The 18650-nt window shown below is 54.2% G+C and carries 17 protein-coding genes; 14 read left to right on the top strand and 3 right to left on the bottom strand.

The features are described 5' to 3' along the window. Positions 1 to 7: 7 nt before the first annotated feature. Complete coding sequence (yegD, locus tag OI69_RS14400) at positions 8 to 1360, bottom strand: molecular chaperone (RefSeq protein WP_039351787.1); 1353 nt, start codon at positions 1358 to 1360, stop codon at positions 8 to 10. 172 nt (positions 1361 to 1532) lie between these two features. Here yegD and OI69_RS14395 point away from each other — a divergent pair, with 172 nt between their 5' ends. Further along, complete coding sequence (locus OI69_RS14395; RefSeq protein WP_039351785.1) at positions 1533 to 1976, top strand: lysozyme inhibitor LprI family protein; 444 nt, start codon at positions 1533 to 1535, stop codon at positions 1974 to 1976. Positions 1977 to 2055: 79 nt separating this feature from the next. On the opposite strand, the gene mfd is transcribed toward OI69_RS14395, so the two are convergent. Beyond that, the gene (gene mfd, locus OI69_RS14390) at positions 2056 to 5508 is read right to left on the bottom strand and encodes a transcription-repair coupling factor (protein ID WP_200886928.1); all 3453 of its coding nucleotides are present in this window, start codon (positions 5506 to 5508) and stop codon (positions 2056 to 2058) included. A gap of 142 nt (positions 5509 to 5650) precedes the next feature. Here mfd and lolC point away from each other — a divergent pair, with 142 nt between their 5' ends. From lolC to cobB, 5 genes are all read left to right on the top strand, one after another. Continuing rightward, on the top strand, positions 5651 to 6853 hold the full coding sequence (lolC, locus tag OI69_RS14385; RefSeq protein ID WP_039351783.1) for a lipoprotein-releasing ABC transporter permease subunit LolC: 1203 nt from the start codon (positions 5651 to 5653) through the stop codon (positions 6851 to 6853). Continuing rightward, on the top strand, positions 6846 to 7553 hold the full coding sequence (gene lolD / locus OI69_RS14380; protein WP_039351781.1) for a lipoprotein-releasing ABC transporter ATP-binding protein LolD: 708 nt from the start codon (positions 6846 to 6848) through the stop codon (positions 7551 to 7553). Before lolC ends, lolD begins: the two co-directional genes overlap by 8 nt. After that, positions 7550 to 8797, top strand: a complete 1248-nt coding sequence (gene lolE, locus OI69_RS14375; protein WP_039351779.1) for a lipoprotein-releasing ABC transporter permease subunit LolE — start codon at positions 7550 to 7552, stop codon at positions 8795 to 8797. The genes lolD and lolE overlap by 4 nt, the downstream gene beginning before the upstream one ends. Positions 8798 to 8881: 84 nt before the next feature. Further along, positions 8882 to 9796, top strand: a complete 915-nt coding sequence (gene nagK / locus OI69_RS14370; RefSeq protein ID WP_039351777.1) for an N-acetylglucosamine kinase — start codon at positions 8882 to 8884, stop codon at positions 9794 to 9796. 11 nt (positions 9797 to 9807) lie between these two features. Continuing rightward, on the top strand, positions 9808 to 10638 hold the full coding sequence (cobB, locus tag OI69_RS14365; protein ID WP_039351775.1) for a Sir2 family NAD+-dependent deacetylase: 831 nt from the start codon (positions 9808 to 9810) through the stop codon (positions 10636 to 10638). Positions 10639 to 11056: 418 nt separating this feature from the next. On the opposite strand, the gene OI69_RS14360 is transcribed toward cobB, so the two are convergent. Then, complete coding sequence (locus OI69_RS14360) at positions 11057 to 11773, bottom strand: Crp/Fnr family transcriptional regulator (RefSeq protein WP_039351773.1); 717 nt, start codon at positions 11771 to 11773, stop codon at positions 11057 to 11059. A 116-nt stretch (positions 11774 to 11889) separates the two neighbouring features. Here OI69_RS14360 and OI69_RS14355 point away from each other — a divergent pair, with 116 nt between their 5' ends. From OI69_RS14355 to OI69_RS14320, 8 genes are all read left to right on the top strand, one after another. After that, positions 11890 to 12231 carry a cupin domain-containing protein gene (locus OI69_RS14355; RefSeq protein WP_039351772.1) on the top strand — a complete coding sequence of 114 codons (342 nt, stop codon included), beginning with the start codon at positions 11890 to 11892 and terminating at the stop codon, positions 12229 to 12231. Between the two features lie 27 nt (positions 12232 to 12258). After that, complete coding sequence (locus OI69_RS14350) at positions 12259 to 13023, top strand: class I SAM-dependent methyltransferase (RefSeq protein WP_039351770.1); 765 nt, start codon at positions 12259 to 12261, stop codon at positions 13021 to 13023. Positions 13024 to 13154: 131 nt separating this feature from the next. Next, entirely contained in the window at positions 13155 to 14150 is a 996-nt protein-coding gene (gene btuC / locus OI69_RS14345; RefSeq protein WP_052198386.1) for a vitamin B12 ABC transporter permease BtuC, read from the top strand. 43 nt (positions 14151 to 14193) lie between these two features. After that, positions 14194 to 14745 carry a glutathione peroxidase gene (locus OI69_RS14340; protein WP_039351766.1) on the top strand — a complete coding sequence of 184 codons (552 nt, stop codon included), beginning with the start codon at positions 14194 to 14196 and terminating at the stop codon, positions 14743 to 14745. After that, complete coding sequence (btuD, locus tag OI69_RS14335) at positions 14746 to 15522, top strand: vitamin B12 ABC transporter ATP-binding protein BtuD (RefSeq protein WP_039351764.1); 777 nt, start codon at positions 14746 to 14748, stop codon at positions 15520 to 15522. 150 nt (positions 15523 to 15672) lie between these two features. Next, on the top strand, positions 15673 to 16149 hold the full coding sequence (locus tag OI69_RS14330) for an NlpC/P60 family protein (RefSeq protein ID WP_407668773.1): 477 nt from the start codon (positions 15673 to 15675) through the stop codon (positions 16147 to 16149). Positions 16150 to 16282: 133 nt separating this feature from the next. After that, a complete protein-coding gene (locus OI69_RS14325) occupies positions 16283 to 17008 on the top strand; it encodes an EAL domain-containing protein (RefSeq protein ID WP_039351762.1) in 726 nt (241 codons plus the stop codon). A 178-nt stretch (positions 17009 to 17186) separates the two neighbouring features. Next, positions 17187 to 18638 (top strand): protein adenylyltransferase SelO, encoded by a 1452-nt coding sequence (locus OI69_RS14320; RefSeq protein ID WP_039351759.1) that lies wholly within the window; start codon positions 17187 to 17189, stop codon positions 18636 to 18638. Positions 18639 to 18650 lie beyond the last annotated feature (12 nt).

Raw genomic sequence — 18650 nt, 5'->3', positions numbered from 1 at the left:
ATCAGAGTTAATGGCGAAAGATGACCTCTGCCCAGCGTGCTAGCCCGGCGGTAACAGAGCCAAAATCATTGCCGCTGGCGATAGGAATATCAGGCAGCAACTGCTGAATAGCCTGACGCAGCAATGGAGATCGTGCGCTACCGCCAGTCAGGTAAATCACGTCTGGACGGGTCTGACTCGTCTCTAATGCCAGCGTCACCTGCTGTTGAATACGCGTAAGCGGGTTATCGATAGCGCTATTCAGTTCATCCGCATGAATGCGCGTAGCCAGACCGGATTCGATAAAGTGTAAATCGGCGGTTGTTTCCGTGTGATTGGAAAGCGCTATTTTGCTTTCTTCTGCCACCTGAATGAGACGGTAGCTCAGGCGCTGCTGCCACACGGTCAGCAGTCTTTTTACCAATTCAGGCTGGCGTGCATCGCGGATCATCTCGTTGATGAATGTACGGCTGGCGGTGCTATGAAATTCTTTTTGTGCCGGAATATCGTTAATCGCGACGGCATTCCACCAAGTCATGATCGGCAGGGCGATACCTTTTTCCGTCTCGCTATTCATGCCAAGTAGTGGCATAAGCTGTTTGAACGCGAGCATGATGTCCAGATCGTTACCGCCAACGCGGCAACCGCTGTGTCCTAACAGACTTTGCGCACGTTGTTGCTGTTTATGCCACCGTGGCCCCATCAACAGCATGGAACAGTCGGTGGTGCCGCCGCCGATATCCACGACCAACACGCGTGTTTCTTTCGTTAATGTCGATTCAAAATCCAGCCCGGCGGCGACGGGTTCAAACTGAAAAACGACGTCTTCAAATCCGGCGCGGTGTGCCGCGCGGTCTAAAATTCCTTGCGCCTGCTGGTTGGCTTCTTCCCCGCCGATACTCTGGAAGTTAATTGGACGACCGATCACGGCCTGACGGATAGGCTGGTCAAGCTGGCTTTCTGCCTGCGTGCGGATATGCAGCATCATGGCGCAAACCAGATCTTCAAACAGCGCAATCTGCTGCGCTTTTAGGCCGACAGCCCCGAGGAAGGATTTCGGCGATTTAACGAACCATGTCTCTTCCGGGTCATCCATATAGTGGCGTAACGCCTCGCGCCCGAATTTTACGCTATCAGCTTGCACGCGAATGTCTTCCTCGCGGTTGTAGCTGATGGCGCGCTTGAGCAGCAACGCGTTCTCACCCTCAGCATTGACCTGATGGTGCCGCCATAACCACTCGCTAACCGCTTCACGCACGGGCGCGCACAGCAGGGAAGAAAGATAAGGCGAGCCATTTTCCAGCGACAGGAGCCGTGGCGCGCCTGAATCCATCACTGCCACGGAACAATTCGCCGTGCCGTAGTCAAAACCGATAAACATAGTGAGACTCCATGCCAGGAAAGAGAAGCCGCCAGAGATGGCGAGAGATAAAAAAGGGGGCGACTTTACTGCGTTACGGCAGTGCTTGTAAAGGCGGATGTATTGGTTGATGATAATACGTTGATATAGAAGTTAATAATGGAAAAAACACGAAGAAGGAACGGTGAATAAAATGAAAAAAGCAATACTTGTAACACTGCTGGTCATGGTGTCTTCGGCTCACGGAGCGAATAATTCCAGCGAATCCCCTGATGATCGACTTATTGTTTGCACGGCGTCTGCCCAAACGATTGCCGAGAGTAAAGCCTGTTTTGAGACTGCTTATCGGGGATGGGAGGGAATCATGAATCAGCAGTACCAATCGCTGATGCGGGATAAGTCGCAAACGGTTAAAGACTCGCTGAAAAAATCACAAGACGCCTGGATTCAATACCGTGATGCTTATATCGAAGCAGCGGAGAATACATATTGGGAATTCGAAGCGATGGGCAGGCAAAAGAAAGATGAGAAAGTAGAAGGAACTTGGCAAGTGTTAACCTACGACATGAAGGTGCGCATGGTTCGCGAAAGAGCCACCGAGTTGTTACAGGTGCGAAGAGGTATTCTTGATTTCTAATTCACAATGTTGATGAATGTCGATATGAATTCATAAAATAACGGGAACCCGAAGGTTCCCGTTTTAGTGTGAACGCGAATTACGCCGCCAGCGTATGCTGCGCCATGTTCTCCAGCAGCGAACCGATGAATTCAATGCGTTTTGGACGATCGCTCAAATCCTTCATAAATTTCAGGCGGGTTGGGCCATCAAGGCGGTAGGTGCCCGGATCGCGCTGTAACAGACCGATAAGATGGGACGGATCGACGCGATTTTGCTCACTGAATTCGATAAATCCACCTTTCTCATTGCCTTCAATCCGGCGAATACCCAACGCCTGTGCCTGCTGGCGCAACGCGGCAATCTGCAACAGATAGCGGCTGGAATCGGGAAGGAGGCCGAAGCGATCGATCAGTTCGACTTTCAGCTCATCCAGTTCGTCGGCGGTTTTCGCGCTGGCAATACGTTTGTACAGCGACAGGCGCGTATTGACGTCGGGAATGAAATCGTCGGGCAGCAGGGCAGGCAAACGCAGCTCGACATCGGTCTGGCTGTTGATCAAATCCTCCAGTGATGGCTCCCGGCCCGCTTTTAAGGCATCGACAGCGCTCTCCAGCAGTTCCATATACAGCGAGAAACCGACGCTGGTCATCTGCCCGCTCTGATCGTCACCGAGCAGTTCGCCTGCACCACGGATTTCCAAATCGTGCGTGGCCAGCGCAAAACCCGCGCCGAGGTCTTCCAGTGAAGCGATCGCTTCCAGACGCTTCTGCGCATCGGTGCTCATCGCTTTGGGGTTCGGCGTCAGCAGGTACGCATAAGCCTGATGGTGAGAACGCCCGACGCGACCGCGCAACTGATGCAACTGCGCCAGACCGAAGTGGTCGGCACGTTCGATAATAATGGTGTTAGCGCTTGGGATATCGATCCCGGTTTCGATGATGGTGGTACACACCAGCACATTAAAACGCTGGTGGTGGAAATCGTTCATCACGCGCTCTAATTCACGTTCGCGCATCTGACCGTGGCCGATAGCGATGCGTGCTTCCGGCACCAGTTCAGCCAACCGTTGGGCCGTTTTTTCGATATTTTCAACGTCGTTATAGAGGTAGTACACTTGTCCACCACGTAGCGTTTCACGCAGAATGGCTTCACGTACCACCAGATTGTCATATTCACGCACGAACGTTTTTACCGCTAAACGACGAGCCGGAGGGGTTGCGATGATCGACAGATCGCGCATGCCGCTCATCGCCATGTTGAGCGTACGCGGGATCGGTGTGGCGGTCAGCGTCAGGATATCGACATCGGCTCGCATCGCTTTGATGCGCTCTTTATGACGCACGCCGAAGCGGTGCTCTTCATCCACAATGAGCAGCCCTAAGTCGCGCCAGTGCACGTCACTCTGTAACAGTTTATGGGTGCCGATCAGAATATCGACTTTACCTTGCTGGGTTTCTTCCAGTACCTGAGTTTGCTCACGCGCACTGCGGAACCGGGAGATCATTTCAATTTTCACCGGCCAGTTGGCAAAACGATCGCGGAAGTTATCAAAATGCTGCTGGGCCAGCAGCGTCGTTGGCACTAGCACGGCGACCTGCTTATGGTTCTCCACCGCCAGAAACGCGGCGCGCATCGCGACTTCCGTTTTACCAAAACCGACATCGCCGCATACCAGACGATCCATCGCCAGCGGTTGGCACATGTCGCTCAGCACGGCGTTGATGGCCTGCGCCTGATCGGGCGTGGTTTCAAAAGGGAAACTTTCACAGAAAAGCTGGTACTGCGTTTTATCATGCTTAAACGCAAAGCCGCTTTTCGCCGCGCGTTGGGCATAAATATCCAACAGTTCGACGGCGACATCACGTACCTTCTCCGCCGCTTTTTGCCGTGCGCGTGACCAGGCATCGCCCCCCAATTTATGCAGCGGCGCATTCTCATCGGCACCGCCCGCATAGCGGCTGATTAAATGCAGTGAGGAAACGGGAACATACAGCTTATCTTCACCCGCATAGGTCAGAATCAGGTATTCGGCCTTGATGCCACCGGCTTCCAACGTGGTCAGCCCGGCATAGCGACCCACGCCGTGTTCGAGATGGACGACGGGCTGCCCCGGTCGCAGTTCCGCCAGATTGCGGATCAGCGTATCGGTGTTAATCGTGCGGCGATTATCCTGACGACGGCGGCTGACGCGCTCACCCAGCAGATCGCTTTCACAGATCAACGCGCGCTGGCGCAATGTATCAATAAAGCCGTGTTCGCTGGCGCCGATGAGCAGGTAAGTGCCACGCCCCTGGGCCTGTTCCAGCGTACTGATGGGCGTCGGGTTCAGTTTGATGCGCGCCAGCAACTCTTGTAGCGTTTCACGGCGGCCTTCGCTCTCGACGGAGAAAATGATCTGGCCTTCGAACTGTTCGATGAAGCGGCGTAGCGTATCCAGCGGTGATTTTTGCTGATGCTGAATCGCCAGATCCGGCAGTGGCAGATAGGCCAGATTCACGTTGGCGGCTTTTTCCGGCAGCGTGTCGGTTCTCAACTGCACGCGCGGCCATGCTTTCAACTCGGCGAACAGGCTGTCGACGCGCAGCCACAGCGAATCTGATGGCAACAGCGGGCGCATGGGATCGACACGGCGGCTTTCAAAGCGTTGCTGGATATCCAGCCAGAAGCGCTCGGCGCTCTGTTCGATGTTGCCGGTATTCACGATCAGCGTGTTGGCCGGGAAATAGCTGAATAGCGATGGCAGCGGTTCACTAAAGAATAACGGTTGCCAGTATTCGATCCCCGCGGGCCAGACGCCTTTACTGACCTGTTGATAAAGATGTTCGGCATCCCGCCGTACCTCGAACTGCTCGCGCCACTGGCTGCGGAAAAGTTCGATGGCGGTTTTATCGGTAGGGAACTCGTGTGCGGGCAGCAGATTAATGTGCGGTACTTCATTCAGCGTGCGCTGCGTATCGACATCGAACAGACGCAGGCTGTCGATCTCATCGTCAAAGAAATCGATACGATAAGGCTCTTCGCTTCCCATCGGGAACAGATCCAACAGCGCGCCGCGCGTCGCATATTCACCGTGTTCCATGACCTGATCGACGCTGCGATAGCCCGCCTGTTCCAACTGCGATCGCAACTTATCCCGCGAGAGGCGCTGGCCTTTTTTCAATACCAGTGCGTGGCCGTGCAGGAAACTGTGCGGGCAAACGCGCTGCATCAGCGTGTTGACTGGCAGAATCAGAACGCCGCGCGTCATGTTGGGCAATTGATAGAGCGTGGAAAGGCGGGTCGAAATAATTTCCTGATGCGGCGAGAAACTATCGTAGGGCAGCGTTTCCCAGTCAGGCAGCGTGGTGACATGCTGTTCGGTAAATTGCTGAATTTCATCGCGTAAGCGCAGGGCATTTTGCATATCAGGCGCGATAAGCACCACCAGCCCCGCGTGACGTTCAACGATCTCTGCACATTCGACGGCGCAGGCCGCGCCGGTTAACTGGCCCAGCAGGCGCTGCTCACCCGCTTTGGGCGGTAGCGAATAACGGTAATTTTCAGGCATCATCTGATTATCGGGTCTCGCCTCCCTGCATCCGGCCAGGAATAAGAAAAAGCCGTAGAGTGAGGGTGTTAGGGTTCCATAAAGCAGTACTACCCTTTATTATCCTTGATCACTTTGCTTTAGCAACCTTATCCAGACGGATTTCATGTATCAACCTGTCGCGTTATTTATTGGCCTGCGCTACATGCGTGGGCGTGCAGCAGACCGCTTTGGGCGGTTTGTTTCCTGGCTATCCGCCATTGGTATCACGCTCGGCGTAATGGCGCTGGTCACGGTACTGTCCGTGATGAACGGCTTCGAGCGTGAGCTGGAAGCGAATATTCTGGGTGTGATGCCTCAGGCGGTGATTTCTACGCCGCAAGGCTCACTAAATCCGGCACAGATCCCGGCTTCTTCCTTAAATTCTCTGCAAGGTGTGACGCGCGTTGCGCCGCTGACGACGGGCGATGTGGTGCTGCAAAGTGCCCGTAGCGTTGCCGTTGGCGTCATGCTGGGAATTGAGCCTGATGAGAAAGAGCCACTATCGCACTATCTGGTCAACGTCAAACAACAGCAGCTTCAATCTGGCCAGTATCAGGCGATTCTGGGCGAAAAACTGGCTGAACAGTTGGGCGTTAACGCGGGCGATCAGCTTCGTATCATGGTGACGAGTGCCAGCCAACTGACGCCGATGGGGCGCATTCCCAGCCAGCGTATCTTTACCGTTGCCGGAACTTTTGCCGCGAACAGCGAGGTGGACAGCTACCAACTGTTGGTGAACCAGCAGGATGCGTCTCGCTTGATGCGTTATCCGGCGAATCATATTACCGGCTGGCGTTTATGGCTGGAAAACCCGCTGTCGGTTGATACGCTGAGTACGCAAACGCTGCCGGAAGGCACGGTCTGGAAAGACTGGCGCGAACGTAAAGGTGAACTGTTTCAGGCCGTGCGCATGGAGAAAAACATGATGGGGCTGTTGCTTAGCCTGATCGTGGCCGTGGCAGCGTTCAATATTATTACGTCGCTGGGTTTACTGGTGATGGAAAAACAGGGAGAAGTCGCCATTCTGCAAACGCAGGGGTTGACTCAACGTCAGATTATGGCGGTGTTTATGGTGCAGGGAGGCAGCGCTGGCGTGATTGGCGCGTTGTTAGGTGCCTTGCTGGGGACGCTATTGGCCAGCCAACTGAATACGCTGATGCCAATACTGGGCGTATTGCTGGATGGTGCCGCGTTGCCGGTGGCGATCGACCCTATGCAGGTCGTGACGATCGCCATTTCCGCGATGGTGATTGCCCTCTTATCGACACTGTACCCGTCATGGCGCGCTGCCGCCGTTCAACCCGCTGAGGCTTTACGTTATGAGTGATTTACCGTTATTGCAGTGCACTAACCTGTCCAAGCGCTATCAGGACGGCAAGCTGTCTACCGACGTGCTGCGCGATGTCTCTTTTGCGATGAGCAGCGGGGAAATGATGGCGATAGTGGGAAGCTCTGGCTCGGGCAAAAGTACGCTGCTGCATATGCTGGGTGGGCTGGATACGCCAACGTCCGGCGAAGTGATCTTTAAAGGCCAGCCGCTCGGTTCGCTCTCGGCGGCGGCGAAAGCCGATTTACGCAATCGCGAGTTGGGTTTTATTTATCAGTTTCACCACCTGCTGCCGGATTTCACCGCGCTGGAAAACGTCGCGATGCCACTGCTGATTGGCAAAGTGTCCACCTCGCAAGCGCAGGATAAAGCCCGCGAGATGCTGGCGGCGGTTGGGCTGGAAGCGCGCAGTCATCATCGTTCCTCGGAGTTATCCGGTGGTGAGCGGCAGCGTGTCGCCATCGCCAGAGCGCTGGTTAATAGCCCATCGCTGGTGCTAGCGGATGAGCCGACCGGTAACCTCGACCAGCGCACGGCGGATACCATTTTTGAACTGCTGGGCGAACTGAACGTTCGGCAGGGCACCGCCTTTCTGGTCGTGACGCACGATCTGCAACTCGCCAGCCGACTGAATCGCCAACTGGAAATGCGCGACGGTCAGTTGCAGCAGGAACTGACTCTGATGGGAGCGCGGCAATGAGATTTCCTCCGCTCTCGCTGCTGATTGGTCTGCGCTTTAGTCGTGGCCGTCGGCGTGGCGGCATGGTTTCGCTGATCTCCGTCATTTCGACGTTAGGGATCGCCCTCGGCGTGGCGGTGTTGATTCTTGGCCTGAGCGCGATGAATGGGTTCGAGCGTGAACTGAATAACCGTATTCTCGCGGTCGTGCCGCATGGTGAAATTGCCCCGGTCAATCAGCCTTTTGAAGGCTGGCAGGATATCTTGCCGAAAATCGAACAGGTGCCTGGCGTTGCCGCCGCCGCGCCTTATATTAATTTCACCGGGCTGCTGGAAAACGGCGCCAAGCTTCAGGCAGTTCAGGTAAAAGGCGTCGATCCGCAGCAGGAAACACGCCTTAGCGCGCTGCCCAACTATGTGATCAATAATGCCTGGCAGCGGTTTCGCGCGGGCGAACAGCAGGTCATTATCGGGCAGGGTGTCGCGAAGGCGCTGAATGTGGCGGAAGGGGATTGGGTGACGGTGATGATCCCGAACAGTGACCCGGAAATGAAGCTGATGCAGCCTAAACGCATCCGGCTGCACGTTAGCGGCATTTTACAACTGAGCGGTCAGCTCGATCACGGCCTGGCGTTAATTCCGCTTGCCGATGCACAGCAGTATCTGGATATGGGACAGAGCGTAACGGGGATCGCCATCAAGGCGAAAGATGTCTTCTCCGCCAATAAACTGGTGCGTGATGCGGGGATGGCTACGAAAGCTTACGTCACTATTCGCAGTTGGATTGGCACCTATGGTTATATGTACCGAGACATCCAGATGGTGAGAACCATCATGTATCTGGCGATGATCCTGGTGATTGGCGTGGCCTGTTTTAATATTGTTTCAACGCTGGTGATGGCGGTGAAAGACAAAAGCAGTGATATCGCGGTTTTGCGTACGCTCGGCGCGTCAGACGGGCTGATTCGGGCTATCTTTGTCTGGTACGGGCTGTTGGCCGGGCTGTTGGGCAGCCTGATAGGTGCGGTGATAGGCGTGATTGCGGCCCTGCAATTGACACCGATTATTCACGCTATTGAATCCATCATCGGTCATAAGTTGCTGTCCGGCGACATCTATTTTATTGATTTCCTGCCGTCGGAACTGCATATGATGGATGTCTTTATTGTATTAGGTACGTCGCTGGTGCTGAGCCTGATTGCCAGTTGGTATCCGGCGCGGCGCGCCAGCCGGATTGACCCTGCCCGCGTGTTGAGTGGACAGTAAATTAAGTCAACGCACATGCGATTTGAGAGATGACGAGGTTATTCCCTACCGTGTGGGAAAGCGATCACACCCTAAGGAGCGGTCATGTACTACGGTTTTGACATGGGCGGTACGAAAATTGAGCTAGGCGTATTCGATGCGGAGTTGAATAAGGTGTGGCAGAAGCGAGTGCCGACGCCGCGCCATAATTATGATGACCTGCTCGCCACGCTGGTTGGCTTGGTGCATGAAGCCGATGCTCAGGTCGGTGTGCAGGGCAAGATCGGTATCGGTGTACCGGGAATACAAACGGGGGAGGACGGTACGCTATTCACCGCGAACCTCCCTGCGGCGATGGGAAAACCGCTCCGTACGGATTTGTCACAACGCTTGCAGCGGGATATTCGTATCAGCAACGATGCTAACTGCTTTGTGTTGTCGGAAGCCTGGGACGCGGAATTCCGTTCGTATCCTGTTGTTCTGGGTATGATTCTGGGCACGGGGCTGGGTGGGGGGCTGGTGGTTAATGGCCGTCCGGTGGACGGGCGCAATGGTATCGCGGGTGAGTTCGGCCATATCCGACTGCCATCCGATGCACTGGATATCATCGGTGTAGATATTCCCCGTGTGAAGTGCGGCTGTGGTCAATTGGGCTGTATTGAGAATTACCTTTCCGGCCGCGGTTTTGAATGGTTGTACCAGCATTTGTATGGCGAAGCGCTACCTGCCGTGACCATTATCCGACATTATCGTGGTGGAGAAGAAAAAGCGCTGGAGTTTGTCGATCGCTTTATGAACTTGCTGGCGGCTTGTCTGGGTAATCTGCTGACCCTGTTCGATCCACACCTGTTGGTATTGGGCGGTGGCCTGTCGAATTTTGATGAAATCTATCAGATCCTGCCAACGCGTCTTCCTGCACGACTGCTACCGATCGCCAAACTGCCACGTATCGAGAAAGCGCGTTACGGCGATGCGGGCGGCGTCCGTGGCGCGGCATTGCTACACTTAATGGATAACTAGCTGGAGACAGTATGTATACGCGTCAACGATTAGGGCGTTTTCATAAGGGAAAGCGTATGCGGCAACAGCGCCTTCGTGCGCGTATTTTCCATCGTGATTATCTGGCGGCAAGCGAAGTGAAAAAACCTCGCGTGGTGGTGCTGACGGGCGCAGGCATTTCAGCGGAGTCGGGCATTCGCACCTTTCGCGCCGCCGATGGCCTGTGGGAAGAACATCGCGTCGAGGATGTCGCGACGCCTGAAGGCTTTCAGCGTAATCCTGAATTGGTGCAGGCATTTTATAACGCCCGTCGCCGTCAGCTACAACAGCCGGAAATTGTGCCGAACGCGGCGCACCTGGCGTTGGCGAATCTGGAAGCGCTGCTGGAAGATAACTTCCTGCTGATTACGCAAAATATCGATAACCTGCATGAGCGTGCCGGTAGCCAGCGCGTCATTCATATGCACGGTGAGTTGCTGAAAATACGCTGTAGCCAAAGCGGGCAGATTGTTGAGTGGACGGACGATCTCGCCGTCGGCGAACGCTGCCATTGCTGTCAGTTTCCTGCGCTTTTACGCCCGCATGTGGTGTGGTTTGGTGAAATGCCGTTGCACATGGACAAGATTTACCATGCGCTGTCGCAGGCAGACTACTTTATTGCGATTGGTACATCGGGCCATGTCTATCCTGCCGCAGGTTTTGTTCATGAAGCCCATTCTCACGGTGCCTACACGCTGGAGCTGAATCTGGAACCGAGCCAGGTCGAAAGCCAGTTTGATGAAAAAATTTACGGCCCCGCCAGTACGGTAGTGCCCGAGTTTGTCGCTGCCTGGCTGACGCGTGGCCAAAGCATTAAGTTTTAAGCGTCATCAACACGAAGTGAAAACGTCACGAATCGTATGAGGACGGCGTTTTCTCTTGCCGATCATTGCCGCCGCAACATTCATCAAGCTGATCGAAGGGCAGCATGGCGGAGTGGTTGAAGAAACAATATTCACTTTCGCTACAGCGCCTAGGCGTAGCAGTTTCGGTCGGCGAGGCCGCGTGCGGATGCGGCGGCTGCGATGTTCCATTAAATGACCATGTGCGTCGGAAAAAACCCAGCATAGCGTTATCCTCACGATGTCTGATGAAAGACAGTGTGTTAATGAGAGTTATTCTCATCAATATAAGCTAAGCGTAGTTGATAATCCGATAGTGTGGGAATGACAATTGTCAAAAAATCGTTCTCAACGTGTTCTGTCCCTTCTTCTTGTCCGAGTCTATTACGGCTCATCATCCTTAGAATGTCCTCCTCGCCTCGGCTGCCAGCGCTTTCAGATAGTCTAAATCGCACAATTCCACCTGATGGCCTCGATAGGTAATGTGGCCCTGGCGCTTCCAATCGGACATTAATCGGCTCAATGTTTCGCCACGCATCCCTAATGACGTCGCAAGCTGGCCTCGGTTGACCGGTAATGTCAGATGTGGAGTGTGCTGAATATGGTGCTGTCGCAGCAGGTAATCCGCCAGACGCTGTGGCGCGGAGCTGGAGGTCAGCCAGTCGATTTGGTTGATTGTCGAGTAGAGTTTTTTGCCCAGATAGTTGAGTAAACGCAGCGCCAGCTCCGGGCGCTGCAAGCAAAACTGGTGAATATCCAGCCGTGGGATCATCAGCGTGTGTCCGTCGCTCAACGCCCGAATATTCATCGGGAAGCGACCGTGATCCATAAAGACGGCGGCGATAGCGACAAACTCTCCGCGCTCAAACTGGCCGAAAATTTTTTCATCGCCGCCATAGGTATGGCGAAAAGCCTGTAATTTCCCTGTTTCCACCAGCAGGCAGTGCTGCATTTTGTCGCCTTCGCGAAACAGGATGTCATCCTGCTGGAAAAACAGGCGTTCACTTTTGGCCAATAGCCCACACACTACATCGTTAGGTTCACCACGCATCCAGTCATGTTGAAACAGCACTTCACCGTATTCATCGGGCGACAGCGCTTTTTTGACAAATGTCATTTGCCCTCCCAGAGGCTGGTATTACCATCAAGCTAGTAAATGAAAATAATAATCACTTGCATGGATTCGGCAAGCAAAATCACGGCGCGCTGAATCGAGAATAACGGAGAGTTTCCATGAAAGAAAATACCCTTCCGGCCGCACAGGCGCTAGTTCTGCATGAATTGATTACCCCCACAGAACAGGGGATCGCTAGCCGTGTGCTGGCGCGTACCGATGGCGGTAATGTTACGTTGTTTGCCTTCGATCAGGGGCAGGGGCTGAGCGAGCACAGCGCGCCTTATGATGCACTGGTGATGGTACTGGAAGGCGAATTATTGCTGACGATCGGAGGGGAACCCGTCGTTGCGCAGCCCGGTTCACTGGTGCGTATGCCCGCCAATATCCCTCATGCCGTGGATGCGCAGCAGTCGTCACGTATGTTGCTGACCATGTTGAAGACCTTGAAAGCCCACTAAGCGCTTGCCGCAGAAGGAGTGACAAAGATGAGCGATCATGAAGCCGGTCATAAATTTTTAGCCCGATTGGGGAAAAAACGACTGCGTCCCGGCGGCAGAAAGGCAACCGAGTGGCTGCTGAGTCAGGCCGGGTTCCGGCAGGACAGCGTAGTATTAGAAGTCGCCTGCAATATGGGGACGACAGCAATGGAAATTGCGCGTCGTTTTGGCTGTCAGGTGATTGGTGCAGATATGGATAAGGCGGCGCTACAGAAGGCGCAGGAAAATGTGGCTGCGAACGGTTTAGCCTCGCAGGTCACGATTATGCAGGCCAATGCGTTGGAACTGCCGTTTCCCGATAATCACTTTGACGTCGTGATTAATGAAGCCATGCTAACGATGTATGCCGATAAGGCCAAAAGCCGCATTATTGCCGAGTATTATCGCGTGTTGAAACCGGGTGGGCGCTTGATTACCCACGATATCATGCTGCTTTCCGAGAAGGATTCCGGCGCATTGCAAGCGGTGGAACAAATGCACAAAGCGATCAACGTTCATGCCCAGCCGATGCTGCGCGAACGCTGGGTGACGCTGTTTCAGGAATGTGGCTTTAGCAAAGTCAACTATGATAACGGCGCGATGACGCTGCTGACGCCACAGGGGCTGATTTATGATGAGGGGCTGGCTGGTGCGGCGCGCATTGTAAAAAATGCGCTGAAAAAAGAAAATCGCAGCATGTTCTTCAACATGTTTCATACCTTCCGCCGCAACCGGAAACAGCTTAACTATATTGCGGTATGCAGTACCAAATAAGGGCGGTATACGGCCCGACGGCGTTTTGACCGTGAGCGGTAATAAGGAAAAAACGTGTAAGGCAAGCGAAATCGTTTAACATACACGGCAAGATTGAATTACCGTCGGGTGATATCCCGCTAAAGCACGTTATGCCGTTACCCCTCTACAGCCAGCTAAAACAGCAGCAGTGCAGACGCGATCGGCGGAGTCTGGCACTGCTGTTGGCGTTTCTCGTATTCACGCTGGTCGTGAGCCTGTGTGCCGGGGAACGCTGGATTTGGCCGACGGCCTGGCTGGATGACGCTCAGCAGCTTTTTGTCTGGCAACTACGTTTACCCAGAACGCTGGCCGTGATGCTGGTGGGGGCCAGTCTGGCGATGTCTGGCACGGTGATGCAGGCCGTCTTTGATAATCCGCTGGCGGAACCGGGGCTACTGGGTGTCGCGAACGGTGCAGGCGTGGCCTTAGTGCTGACGGTATTGCTGGGGCAGGGATTACTGCCTGTCTGGACGCTAAGCCTGAGCGCGATTGCGGGCGCGCTGCTGATTACCTTTCTGCTACTCTATTTTTCCCGCCGCTCTATCTCCAATACCCGCTTATTACTCATCGGCATCGCGCTCGGGATCATCTGTAGCGCGGTGATGACCTGGGCCGTCTATTTCAGTACCAGCCTCGATTTACGCCAACTGATGTATTGGATGATGGGGGGCTTCAGCGGCATTGACTGGCGGCATGGTTGGTTGCTGTTGACGCTATTACCGCTGCTGCTGTGGCTGAGCCGTCAGGGCACGGTGTTGAACGGGCTAATGCTCGGTGAGATTCCGGCGCGTCAGTTAGGTATCCCGGTCTATCGCTGGCGCACGATTCTGGTGCTGGTGATGGGCGTACAGGTTGGGCTGAGCGTGGCGCTGGCCGGTATCATCGCGTTTATTGGATTGGTCATTCCTCATATGTTGCGACTGTGCGGGTTGACCAATCAGCGTTATTTATTAACCGGCTGTGCATTCGCTGGCGGCGGCGTTTTGCTGTTGGCGGATACCGTCGCGCGGGTTGCGCTGAGTTCAGCCGAGTTGCCGATCGGTGTGGTTACCGCTACGCTGGGATCGCCCTGGTTTATCTGGCTGTTATTACGTAATCGACTCTAGCTTGCCGATACTGCTGATTTTTACCAACAAAAGGATCAAAACGATGAGCACTGAAATTTATGCTATTCCGCTGACTACCATCGACGGGAAAGCGACAACGTTTGACGCGTTTAAAGGGCAGGTTGCGTTAGTCGTCAATGTCGCATCGCAATGTGGCCTGACTAAACAATACGACGCGCTGGAAAAACTCTACGAAACCTATCGCGACCAAGGTCTGGTGGTGCTGGGATTCCCTTCCAATGAGTTTGCGGGGCAGGAGCCGGGGTCAGAAACTGAAATTCAGGAGTTCTGCCGTGGAACGTTTGGCGTTCAGTTCCCGATGTTCAGCAAAATTGAAGTGAACGGCGAGAATCGTCACCCGCTGTACCAGCAGTTGATTCGTCAGCAGCCGGAAGCCAATGGAACCTGGAAAAGTGACTTTTTTGCGCGTCTGGTCAATAAAGGCCGCAAGCCTAAGAACCCGGAAGACATTCTGTGGAACTTCGAAAAATTTCTGGTTGCCCGCGATGGACGCGTGATTGATCGTTTCGCACCGGACATGGCGCCCGATCATGACATTATCGTAAAAGCCATTGAAGACGCGTTGGCAAAATAATTGACGCAGCAGACTTCTCCGGTATTGCAACTGCGGCAGGCTAGCGTCTTGCCGCGTTTGTCGCCAACGACCGCAGAATGCCATCGTGGCGAACTGCTGCACATTATTGGCCCGAACGGCGCGGGGAAAAGTACCTTGCTGGCAAAAGCCGCTGGCCTGCTAGCAGGGGAAGGCGAGGTCTATCTGGCTGGCATGGCGCTGTCGCACTATACGGCAGCGGATTTAGCCGGGCGGCGCGCCTATTTGGCGCAGCAGCAACCACCGCTGGCGCTGATGCCGGTGTTCCAGTATTGGCAGTTGCACCAACCGCCGTTGGCACAGGCGTGCGCAGTTGAAAAGGTGGTGCATGTGCTGGCAGAACGCCTGATGCTAACCGACAAGCTGGCGCGCCCGCTTACGCAACTGTCGGGCGGTGAGTGGCAGCGTGTTCGGCTGGTGGCGGCATTGTTGCAGATTTGGCCGACGATCAACCCACATGCGCGTCTGTTGTTGCTGGACGAACCGACCAACAGTTTGGATGTGGCGCAGCAGGTCGCGTTGGATGCGCTGTTGAAGGAACTCTGCCATTTGGGCATCGCGGTCATGGTTTGCGCACACGATCTGAATCATAGCGCTCATCAGGCGGATCGCGTGTGGCTGCTGTCGGCAGGAGCCGTGGTGGCTCAGGGGGAAACGGCTGATGTCATGCTGCCAGAGGTACTGTCCCCCGTGTTTGGCGTCGCGTTTCAGCGGCATGTGGTGGATGGCAGAAACTGGATCATCACCCGCAGCGCCTGATGCTGTCACGCACACACCCGCGTCGCCAGCACACAGGAAAAATTGCCTTTACTTGCCAGTCGCCCTGATTAAACGCTAAATTAATCCAATACCTTACTCTCTTCTTACCGCTGCGAACCTACAGCTTCGCCGGTTTTTACGGTAATCGCGATGATACGTTTACGACATGCAGTGATCCTCGCCAGCCTGATTTTGGTCGGCTGTAGCAGTAGCCGGCATAATAATCCGCCGCCGAATGCGCGTCTGAGTGATTCGATCATGGTGATGGTGCAGCTCAACGATCAACTAGGACAGTGGTACAGAACGCCTTATCGCTATGGCGGGCTGGATCGTAACGGTATCGATTGTTCCGGCTTTGTTTACCTGACATTTCGCGATAAGTTTGGCATGCAACTGCCGCGCACTACGGAAGAGCAAACTGAACTCGGTGAGCGCGTTGACCGCGATAACCTGTTACCGGGCGATTTGGTTTTTTTCAAAACGGGCAGCGGCAGCAGCGGGCTGCACGTCGGTATTTATGACAAAGATGACCAGTTTATTCATGCCTCTACCAGTCAGGGAGTCATCCGCTCGTCGCTGGATAACGTGTATTGGAAACGCGCATACTGGCAGGCGCGCCGTATCTGATCCCTTTTCCTCGTTTTATTCCCCTGTTGCCTGGCACAAATGTGCTTTTTGTGCGTTGTGCCAATAAGTACTGTGGATTTGCCCATGATAATAACGTAATGTGATTATTATTTATTCCACGCCGTACAGGATCATGCGCATCCACCTTGCTGTTGACTACATCAGTGACTACGTTTTTTGGCCGATATTCAGGTTGGATGGCACGCTGCTGGCAGTCGAAATGATCAGCCATTTTACTGGGCTTTCAGGTAAGTTGAGTATGCCTGCCGACATTCTCCTCACGCAGTTAAGCCCACGACAACAATATGACGTAGTTTGTGAACAATTGCTTTTCATCAAAGATAAATCCGCATGGTTTATTGATAACCACGTCCAGCTCGTGCTGAAGGTCGGGCCGCAAATAACCGAAATTTTGATGAAATCCGACGTACTGCGCAGCGAACTCAAACGCCTTGATTTTGTCCTGTTGGAGATTAATGAGCTTTTCCCACATCTTTCACAGGGGAAGGAAAACGCCACGCTGTTAAATTTGAGCAGATCCGTTCATTTATGGCTGGATAATTTTGGTTCTGGTAAGACAACGCTGAAACCGCTGCACGATGGCTTAGTTCGTGGGGTGAAACTGGATGGTCAGTTTATGGAGCAACTTTTATCACGGCCAACCAATACGTTAATGATGGAACCATTATTACGGACGATTAAAAACAGTTATTCAGGTATCAGTATTGTCGCCAAGGAGATCGATACCATCGCGACGCTGAATCAAATGAAACAATTAAATATTGATGCCGTTCAGGGACAAATGTGGCCAGCCGTACATTTCGATCGACTTGAGCAGCACACGGCGCTGATTGGCTAATTCAATCGATTCACCGCCACAATTGTGGGATTTTTTCCGGCTATGCGTGATGACAATAATATCCCTGTGTTTCCTCCGTGTTAATTTCCGTGCCATCCCTCTACACTTTCTGCATACCTGTCGTCTATGGATGAGCGTTTGATTCTCTCCAGCATAACAGGGGCATTCGGGAGACAGCATGCAGCACACACCGTTATTCAAAAATCACTACTTTCACCAACTACCGGGTTTTTATACCGTGCTACAGCCTGCGCCTTTGCATGGTGCTCGGCTGCTTTATCACAGTGCGGGATTGGCGGCGGAGCTTGGCCTGTCTTCCGACTGGTTTACGCCCGAGCAGACGGCGGTCTGGAGCGGCGCGCAGCTACTGCCGGGAATGGAGCCGCTGGCGCAGGTTTATAGCGGCCATCAGTTTGGCATGTGGGCGGGGCAGCTTGGGGACGGGCGCGGCATTCTGCTCGGGGAACAACAACTGGCAGATGGCCGCAGTATGGACTGGCACCTGAAAGGTGCAGGGTTAACACCGTATTCGCGCATGGGGGATGGCCGTGCGGTGCTGCGTTCGGTCATTCGCGAATTTCTGGCCTCGGAAGCCATGCACCATCTGGGGATTCCCACTACGCGTGCGCTGACGATTGTCACCAGTGAACATCCGGTACAGCGTGAGCAGGAAGAGAAGGGCGCGATGCTGCTGCGCGTAGCGGAGAGCCATGTACGCTTCGGCCATTTTGAACACTTCTACTATCGCCGTGAGCCGGAAAAGGTGCGTCAGTTGGTGGAGTTTGTTATTGCCCGCCACTGGCCGCAGTGGGAACACGACGCGCGGCGCTATGAATTGTGGTTCGGCGATGTGGTTGAACGTACCGCCCGGCTGATTACCCATTGGCAGGCAGTCGGGTTTTCACACGGTGTAATGAATACGGACAATATGTCGATTCTGGGGCTGACCATTGACTACGGCCCTTACGGCTTTTTAGATGCCTACCAACCCGATTTCATTTGTAACCACTCCGACCACCGTGGGCGCTACGCGTTTGACAATCAGCCCGCCGTGGGGCTGTGGAATCTGCATCGTCTGGCGCAGGCGCTGTCAGGGTTGATGGATACGGAAGCGCTGGAACGTGCGCTTGCGCGTTATGAACCCGCGTTGATGCAGCACTATGGCACATTGATGCGCGCCAAGCTGGGCTTATTCACCGCAAGTTCCGAAGATAATGACCTGCTGGTAGGGTTGCTGCACCTGATGCAACAAGAGGGCAGCGATTACACCCGCACGTTCCGCCTGCTGGCTGACTGTGAGAAACAAACACCGCGTGCGCCGCTCCGTGATGAGTTCATCGACAGGGCAGCATTCGATAGCTGGTTTGTGGCCTATCGCCAGAGGTTGATGCAGGAAGATCAGGACGATGAGGAACGTCGCCAAGCGATGAAGGCGACGAACCCGAAATATATTCTGCGTAATTATCTGGCGCAAATGGCGATTGAACGGGCGGAAAGCGACGACATCAGTGTGCTGGCGCGTCTGTATCAGGCGTTGTGTCAACCGTATGATGATCAACCTGAAATGAACGATTTGGCGGTGTTGCCGCCAGAATGGGGTAAGCATCTGGAGATCTCCTGCTCCAGCTAAGCCAGAGCAGGC

Origin of the sequence: Pectobacterium fontis, from assembly GCF_000803215.1 — a bacterium.
In the GTDB taxonomy this organism is placed as follows: Bacteria; Pseudomonadota; Gammaproteobacteria; order Enterobacterales; family Enterobacteriaceae; genus Pectobacterium; species Pectobacterium fontis.
This window is presented reverse-complemented; position numbering and strand designations above follow the sequence as displayed.

Bases quoted from the DNA above. Each gene is read 5' to 3' on its own strand.
- yegD (WP_039351787.1), bottom strand. From the start codon at position 1,360: ATGTTTATCGGTTTTGACTACGGCACGGCGAATTGTTCCGTGGCAGTG.
- OI69_RS14395 (WP_039351785.1), top strand. From the start codon at position 1,533: ATGAAAAAAGCAATACTTGTAACACTGCTGGTCATGGTGTCTTCGGCT.
- mfd (WP_200886928.1), bottom strand. From the start codon at position 5,508: ATGATGCCTGAAAATTACCGTTATTCGCTACCGCCCAAAGCGGGTGAG.
- lolC (WP_039351783.1), top strand. From the start codon at position 5,651: ATGTATCAACCTGTCGCGTTATTTATTGGCCTGCGCTACATGCGTGGG.
- lolD (WP_039351781.1), top strand. From the start codon at position 6,846: ATGAGTGATTTACCGTTATTGCAGTGCACTAACCTGTCCAAGCGCTAT.
- lolE (WP_039351779.1), top strand. From the start codon at position 7,550: ATGAGATTTCCTCCGCTCTCGCTGCTGATTGGTCTGCGCTTTAGTCGT.
- nagK (WP_039351777.1), top strand. From the start codon at position 8,882: ATGTACTACGGTTTTGACATGGGCGGTACGAAAATTGAGCTAGGCGTA.
- cobB (WP_039351775.1), top strand. From the start codon at position 9,808: ATGTATACGCGTCAACGATTAGGGCGTTTTCATAAGGGAAAGCGTATG.
- OI69_RS14360 (WP_039351773.1), bottom strand. From the start codon at position 11,773: ATGACATTTGTCAAAAAAGCGCTGTCGCCCGATGAATACGGTGAAGTG.
- OI69_RS14355 (WP_039351772.1), top strand. From the start codon at position 11,890: ATGAAAGAAAATACCCTTCCGGCCGCACAGGCGCTAGTTCTGCATGAA.
- OI69_RS14350 (WP_039351770.1), top strand. From the start codon at position 12,259: ATGAGCGATCATGAAGCCGGTCATAAATTTTTAGCCCGATTGGGGAAA.
- btuC (WP_052198386.1), top strand. From the start codon at position 13,155: ATGCCGTTACCCCTCTACAGCCAGCTAAAACAGCAGCAGTGCAGACGC.
- OI69_RS14340 (WP_039351766.1), top strand. From the start codon at position 14,194: ATGAGCACTGAAATTTATGCTATTCCGCTGACTACCATCGACGGGAAA.
- OI69_RS14330 (WP_407668773.1), top strand. From the start codon at position 15,673: ATGATACGTTTACGACATGCAGTGATCCTCGCCAGCCTGATTTTGGTC.
- OI69_RS14325 (WP_039351762.1), top strand. From the start codon at position 16,283: ATGCGCATCCACCTTGCTGTTGACTACATCAGTGACTACGTTTTTTGG.
- OI69_RS14320 (WP_039351759.1), top strand. From the start codon at position 17,187: ATGCAGCACACACCGTTATTCAAAAATCACTACTTTCACCAACTACCG.